Below are 7,198 nucleotides of genomic sequence, written 5' to 3'. Positions count from 1 at the left end.
ACCAACGTGCCGCGATGGCGTGGACCGTCCGTCCGTCCCCGACGCCGCCGGGCCCTCGTCGTGCGCGGGGTCGCCGTCGTCCGTCAGCGCCGGCTGCGGTGCGCCGCGTGCCCGAGGACCCCGAGCACCAGGCGCGCCTCCGGCGGGCCGGCCGTGCGCCAGCAGGGGGTCCGGAGCCAGCGGACCGGGCCGAGGCCGCCCCGGTCGGAGGGCGGTGCGGTGATGTGGTCACCGGGCCCGAGCGCGCGCAGGTCGAGCGCCGCGCCGTCCCAGCCCATGCGGTACAGCAGCCGGGGCAGGCCCACCGCCGCCCCGGGGGCCACCAGGAACTGGGCGCGGCCCTGGGGCGTGGCGACGACCGGGCCGAGCGGCAACCCCATCCGCTCCAACCGGACCAGGGCGCGCCGGCCCGCGGTCTCGCCCACCTCCAGCACGTCGAAGGTCCGCCCCACCGGCAGCATGAGCGTGGCGTGCGGGAAGCCGGCCCAGACGCGGGTCACCTCGTCGAGCGTGGCGCCGGCGGGGACCACCGGCGCGGTGGCCAGGGGGTGGGCACCCGGTGCGCGGCAGGCCCCCGGCGGGCCGGGTGCGCTCCCCGGGGCCACCGGCGGGCGCCCGCAGGAGCAGCCGTTCGCGGTGGCCCGGGCGCCGGGCACCACGTCCCAACCCCACAGTCCGGTGAACTCCGCCGCCGCCGTGCACTCGCCGGTGCGTCCGCGGCGCCACGAACCCGACCGGATGTCACGGATGCCGCCGATCGTGAAGTTCATGCCTCCTCCAACAGGTACTGCCCGCCGCTGGTTACGACGTCACGGGTCAAGCGACGATCACGATATGGGTTCGTGTCGTCACCATCCGTCTTCGTCATGCCCCGTCAAACGAGGTTTCTGACGGCGCTCAAGCGCACGTCCGGTGGTGCGCGCTGAATTCCGCGCCCTGGTGCGCATCACTCCGCCGTTCCCGGCGCGCATGCGTCAAGTCAAGCGTGTGGAAAGGTAGTCGGGTTCATGCGAAGGGGTGGCGAATGGTGGCGTTTCCTCGGCCCGCCTCCCGATAGGGTGACCATCGGATTACTTTCGGTAGAGGTTCCCGGGGGCATTCCCGTCCGATGGCGGGACGGTCGCGGTCGGCTCCCCGTTCGAAGGGTGACGGACGTCCGACGGTGCGCGAGGGCGCGCGACATCCTGATAGGGCTTGGGCTGGAAGTGGCGGACACATGGCGTGACGGATGGGGGCGTTCCGGTGGGCGGCAACGGTGACGGCGGTTCGAGCGGGGAGAAGCGCCCGAACGAGATGCTGGGCTCGTGGTTTACCCGAAGTGGCTGGTCCAAAGGCGAGTTGGCGCGCCAAGTGAACCGCAGGGCACGGGAATTGGGCGCCAACCACATTTCCACCGACACCTCCCGGGTGCGCCGGTGGCTGGACGGGGAGAACCCGCGCGAGCCGATTCCGCGCATCCTGTCCGAGTTGTTCTCCGAACGGTTCGGCTGCGTGGTGACGGTCGAGGACCTCGGGCTGCGCACCCCGCACCAGGCGCCGTCCGTCGCCGGTGTCGACCTTCCCTGGACCGGACCCCAAACGGTGGCGCTGATCGGGGAGTTCTCCCGCAGCGACCTGATGCTCGCCCGTCGGGGCTTCCTCGGCGCCTCGCTCGGACTGGCCGCCGGGCCCGCCCTGATCGAGCCCATGCAACGCTGGCTGGTCCCCACCCCCAGCGCCCCCCAGCCGGAGCCCGACCCCGCCACCCTGCGCCGTGGACAGCGGCTCTCCGCCGTGGAGTTGGACCTGCTGGAGTCCACCACCAGGATGTTCCGGCAGTGGGACGCCCAGTGCGGCGGCGGGCTGCGCCGCAAGGCGGTCGTCGGGCAACTCCACGAGGTCACCGACCTCCTCCAGGAGCCCCAACCCGCCGCCACCGGCAAGCGCCTGTTCAAGGTCGCGGCCGAACTCGCCGAACTCGCCGGCTGGATGAGCTACGACGTGGGCCTGCAACCCACCGCCCAGAAGTACTTCGTGCTCGCCCTGCACGCCGCCAAGGAGGCCGGTGACAAGCCGCTCGGCTCCTACATCCTGTCCAGCATGAGCCGGCAGATGATCCACCTCGGCCGACCCGACGACGCCCTGGAACTCGTCCACCTCGCCCAGTACGGCAGCCGTGACTGCGCCGGGTTCCGCACCCAGTCGATGCTGTATGCGATGGAGGCCCGCGCCTACGCCAACATGGGCCAGCCGAGCAAGGTGAAGCGGGCCGTGCGGATGGCCGAGGACGCCTTCGCCGACGCCCGGGACTCCACCGAGCCCGAGCCGGACTGGATCGGCTTCTTCAGCGAGGCCGAGCTGAACGGCGAGAACTCCCACTCCTACCGCGACCTCGCCTACGTCGCCGGGCGCAGCCCCACCTACGCGGCGCTCGCCGAGCCGGTGATGCAGCGGGCCGTCGACCTCTTCGCACGCGACGCCGACCACCAGCGGTCCTACGCGCTCAACCTCATCGGCATGGCGACCGTCCACCTCCTCCAGAAGGAGCCCGAGCGGAGCGTCCACCTCGCCGACCAGGCCCTCGCGGTCGCCAAGCGGGTGCGGTCGGAGCGGGTCAACACCCGCATCCGCAAGACGGTCGACAACGCCGTACGGGAGTACGGCCACCTCAGCGAGGTCGTCGAGCTCACCGAGAGGCTCGCCGTGCAGCTCCCGGAGCACGCCGAAGCGGTGTGACCGGCCGCGCGGGACCCGGCCCCCGGCCCGGGCCCCGCGCGGCCGGGGGCGTTCACCCACGCGTAACACCCCCGGTCCCTTCGTCACCGGCGTGAAACAGCCCGCGGCATCCACCGAAACGGCGCCGCGCGAGCCTTCGGCGTACGAGAGGGCGACCAACGCCACCCCGGCGCCCCCCGCGGCCACCCCTCACGCCACCCTCGACCCCGCTCCCGCGGGGTCCGCTCCACGACGAGGAGACGCCGATGCCCCCAGGCATCCCGCTCGCCGCAGACGCCCCGACGCTGTCTGCCGCCAACACCGGGTTCATGCTCATCTGCTCCGCGCTGGTCATGCTGATGACCCCCGCGCTCGCCTTCTTCTACGGAGGCATGGTCCGCGTCAAGTCCACCCTGAACATGCTGATGATGAGCTTCATCAGCCTGGGCATCGTCACCGTGCTGTGGGTGCTGTACGGCTTCTCGATCGCCTTCGGCACCGACAGCGCCGGCCTGATCGGCTGGTCCCCGGAGTACCTCGGCCTCAGCGGCATCGGACTCACCGAACTGTGGGACGGCTACACCGTCCCCGTGTACGTCTTCGCCGTCTTCCAGCTCATGTTCGCCGTGCTCACCCCCGCCCTGATCAGCGGCGCCCTCGCCGACCGGGTCAAGTTCGGCGCCTGGGCGCTGTTCGTCGCGCTGTGGGCCACCGTCGTCTACTTCCCCGTCGCCCACTGGGTGTGGGGCACCGGCGGCTGGGCCTTCGAGCTGGGCGTCATCGACTTCGCCGGCGGCACCGCCGTGCACATCAACGCGGGCGCCGCCGCCTTCGCCGTGATCCTGGTCATCGGCAAGCGCGTCGGCTTCAAGAAGGACCCGATGCGTCCGCACTCGCTGCCCCTCGTGATGCTCGGCGCCGGACTGCTGTGGTTCGGCTGGTTCGGCTTCAACGCCGGGTCCTGGCTCGGCAACGACGACGGCGTCGGCGCACTGATGTTCGTCAACACCCAGGTGGCCACCGCCGCCGCCATGCTGGCCTGGCTCGGCTACGAGAAGCTGCGGCACGGCGCCTGCACCACCCTCGGCGCGGCCTCCGGCGCGGTCGCCGGACTCGTCGCCATCACCCCCGCCGGCGGCTCCAGCTCCCCGCTCGGCTCGCTCGCCATCGGCGCCGTCGCCGGCGTGCTGTGCGCCATGGCCGTCGGCCTCAAGTACCGGTTCGGCTACGACGACTCCCTCGACGTCGTCGGCGTCCACCTCGTCGGCGGCATCGCCGGCTCCGTCCTGGTCGGCTTCTTCGCCACCGGCGGCGGCCAGTCCGAGGCCAAGGGCCTCTTCTACGGCGGCGGGTTCGACCAGCTCGGGAAGCAACTCGCCGGCGTCGGGGGCGTCCTCCTGTACTCCTTCGTCGCCTCCGCGCTCCTCGCCCTGCTCCTCGACCGGACCATCGGCATGCGGGTCGACGAGGAGGACGAGGTCGCCGGGATCGACCGCACCGAGCACGCCGAGACCGCCTACGACTTCAGCGGCGCCGGCGGCGGCAGCGCCACCCCGAAGGCCACCCCCGCCCGCAGCACCGCCACCGCCCCCGCCGGGTCCCACCAGAAGGTCGACGCATGAAGCTCATCACCGCGGTCGTCAAGCCGCACCGACTCGACGAGATCAAGGAAGCCCTCCACGCGTTCGGCGTGCACGGGCTGACCGTCACCGAAGCCAGCGGCTACGGACGCCAGCGCGGCCACACCGAGGTCTACCGGGGCGCCGAGTACACCGTCGACCTCGTCCCCAAGGTCCGCATCGAGGTCCTGGCCGAGGACGACGACGCCGACCAACTCGTCGACGTCATCGTCCGGGCCGCCCGGACTGGCAAGATCGGCGACGGCAAGGTCTGGTCCGTCCCCGTCGACACCGCCGTGCGCGTCCGGACCGGCGAACGGGGCCCGGACGCCCTGTGACCCGGCCCCGGCCGGAGGGACGACCGTGGGGGGAACGAGAGAACGGAGCCGCTGGGTGACCACCGTGGACCAGCACCGCACGACCCCGGAACCCCCCAGCGGCTACGCGGCGGCCCGCGTGCGCCTGCTGCACGGCAGGTCCCGCACCGGACCCGAACGCCGCGCCGCCCTCTCCTCCCTCACCGACGACTGGCTCGCCGCCCTCTTCGGCGCCGCCGCCGGCGGGCGACGGGGCGTCAGCCTCGTCGCCGTCGGCGGCTACGGACGCGGGGAGCTCTCCCCGCGCAGCGACCTCGACCTGCTCCTGCTGCACGACGGCGGCGACCCGCGCCGCACCGCCGCCCTCGCCGACCGCCTCTGGTACCCCGTCTGGGACCTCGGGCTCGCCCTCGACCACGCCGTGCGCACCCCCGCCGAGACCCGCCGCGCCGCCACCGACGACCTCAAGGTCCACCTCGGCCTCCTCGACGCCCGCCACCTCGCCGGCGACCCGGACCTCAGCGCCCGGGTCCGCACCACCGCCCTCGCCGACTGGCGCAACCGGGCCGCCACCCGACTGCCCCGGCTGCGGGAGCTGTGCGCCGAGCGCGCCGCCCGCCACGGCGAACTCGCCCACCTCCTCGAACCCGACCTCAAGGAAGCCCGCGGCGGCCTGCGCGACGCCACCGTGCTGGCCGCGGTCGCCGCCTCCTGGCTCGCCGACGCCCCCCGCCACGGGCTCGACGAAGCCCGCCGCCGCCTCCTCGACACCCGGGACGCGCTCCACCTGGTCACCGGCCGCGCCACCGACCGCCTCGCCCTGCAGGAACAGGACCAGGTCGCCACCGCCCTCGGCCTGCTGGACGCCGACGCCCTGCTGCGCCAGGTCTACGAGGCCGCCCGCGTCCTCTCCTACGCCACCGAGACCACCTGGCGCGAGGTCGGCCGGGTGGTCCGGGCCCGCAGCGCCCGCCCCCGGCCGCGCACCCTCCTCGGCGCCCGCCGCACGGCCCCCGACCCGGCCCGCACCCCGCTCGCCGAAGGCGTCGTGGAACACGACGGCGAAGCCGCCCTCGCCCGCAGCGCCCGCCCCGAACGCGACCCCGTGCTGCCCCTGCGCGCCGCCGCCGCGGCGGCCCAGGCCGGACTGCCGCTCTCCCCGCACGCGGTGCGCCACCTCGCCCGCTGTGCCCCCGCCCTCCCGGTGCCCTGGCCGGCCGAAGCACGCGAACAGTTCGTCACCCTCCTCGGCGCCGGCCGCCCCGCGGTCGCGGTCTGGGAGGCCCTGGAGGCGGGCAACCTGGTCACCCGCCTCCTCCCCGACTGGGAGCGGGTGCGCTGCCGGCCCCAACGCAACGCCGTCCACACCTGGACCGTGGACCGCCACCTCGTCGAGACCGCGGTCCACGCCGCCGCCCTCACCCGCCGGGTGGCCCGCCCCGACCTGCTGCTCACCGCCGCGCTGCTGCACGACATCGGCAAGGGCTGGCCCGGAGACCACGCGGTCACCGGCGCCACCATCGCCCGCGACACCGCCCTCCGCCTCGGCTTCGCCCCCGCCGACACCGAGGTCCTCGCCACCCTCGTCCGCCACCACCTGCTGCTCGTCGACACCGCCACCCGCCGCGACCTCGACGACCCGGCCACCGTCAACACCGTCGCCCGGGCCGTCCGCAGCACCGGCACGCTGGAACTGCTGCACGCCCTCACCGAGGCCGACGCCCTCGCCACCGGCCCCGCCGCCTGGTCCGCCTGGCGCGCCACCCTCGTCGCCGACCTGGTGCGCCGGGTCGCCGCGCGGCTGGACGGGTCCGCCCCCGCCTCGCCCGCCGGCCCGGTCGAGCCCACCGCGGAACAGGAACGGCTCGCCGTCGAAGCGCACCGCACCGGCGGTCCGGTGCTCGCCCTGCACGCCCCGCAGCCGCCCGCAGCGCGGTCCGGGGAACCGGCCCAGGGCCCCGAGCCGCTGGGCGCCGAACTGCTGGTCGCGGTGGTCGACCGGCCCGGCGTCCTGCCCGCCGTCGCCGGGGTCCTCGCCACCCACCGGCTCACCGTGCGCACCGCGGAACTGCGCACCCTGACCCCGCCCACCGCCCCGGCCCCCGCGGACGGGGCCGGCGGTCCGGTGCTGCTCCTGGAGTGGCGGGTCGCCGCCGAGTACGGGTCCCTCCCGCAGGCCGAGCGGCTCCGCGCCGACCTGGTGCGCGCCCTGGACGGTTCGCTCGACGTGGGCGCCCGCCTCGCCGAACGGGACGCCGCCCGCCCCCGGCGGGGCGTCGTCGCCCCGCCGCCCCGGGTGACGGTCGCGGCCGACGCCTCCCGCCGGGCGACCGTGATCGAGGTCCGGGCCCAGGACGCCCCCGGGCTGCTGCACCGGATCGGCCGGGAGCTGGAGCGGGCCGGGGTGCGGGTGCGCAGTGCCCATGTGAGCACCCTGGGCGCCAGCGCCGTGGACGCCTTCTACGTCAGCGACCCGGACGGGGCGCCGCTGGCCGCGGAGCGGGCGGCCGACCTGGCGCGGTTGCTGGAGCGGGCGTTGCGGGGGTGACCCCGTCCCGGGAGGGGCCC

Annotated in this window: 5 protein-coding genes; 4 read left to right on the top strand and 1 reads right to left on the bottom strand. The window is 74.7% G+C overall.

Translation table 11 applies throughout. The features are described from left to right. Nucleotides 1-83: 83 nt before the first annotated feature. A complete protein-coding gene (locus tag ABT092_RS28435) occupies nucleotides 84-770 on the bottom strand; it encodes a bifunctional DNA primase/polymerase (protein WP_351248881.1) in 687 nt (228 codons plus the stop codon). Nucleotides 771-1,242: 472 nt separating this feature from the next. On the opposite strand from ABT092_RS28435, the gene nsdA reads away from it, so the two are divergent. The 4 genes from nsdA (at nucleotide 1,243) to ABT092_RS28415 (ending at nucleotide 7,178) form a co-directional block, all read left to right on the top strand. Then, the gene (nsdA, locus tag ABT092_RS28430) at nucleotides 1,243-2,715 is read left to right on the top strand and encodes a transcriptional repressor NsdA (RefSeq protein WP_351248890.1); all 1,473 of its coding nucleotides are present in this window, start codon (nucleotides 1,243-1,245) and stop codon (nucleotides 2,713-2,715) included. 245 nt (nucleotides 2,716-2,960) lie between these two features. Then, on the top strand, nucleotides 2,961-4,316 hold the full coding sequence (locus tag ABT092_RS28425; protein WP_351248879.1) for an ammonium transporter: 1,356 nt from the start codon (nucleotides 2,961-2,963) through the stop codon (nucleotides 4,314-4,316). Beyond that, nucleotides 4,313-4,651 (top strand): P-II family nitrogen regulator, encoded by a 339-nt coding sequence (locus ABT092_RS28420; RefSeq protein ID WP_351248877.1) that lies wholly within the window; start codon nucleotides 4,313-4,315, stop codon nucleotides 4,649-4,651. Before ABT092_RS28425 ends, ABT092_RS28420 begins: the two co-directional genes overlap by 4 nt. 55 nt (nucleotides 4,652-4,706) lie before the next feature. Beyond that, the gene (locus ABT092_RS28415) at nucleotides 4,707-7,178 is read left to right on the top strand and encodes a [protein-PII] uridylyltransferase (protein ID WP_351248875.1); all 2,472 of its coding nucleotides are present in this window, start codon (nucleotides 4,707-4,709) and stop codon (nucleotides 7,176-7,178) included. Nucleotides 7,179-7,198 lie beyond the last annotated feature (20 nt).

Source organism: Streptomyces sp. NPDC002490 (genome assembly GCF_040296045.1).
In the GTDB taxonomy this organism is placed as follows: Bacteria; Actinomycetota; Actinomycetes; order Streptomycetales; family Streptomycetaceae; genus Streptomyces.
The sequence above is the reverse complement of the archived record's forward strand: the minus strand, read 5'-3'. Positions and strand labels throughout refer to the sequence as shown.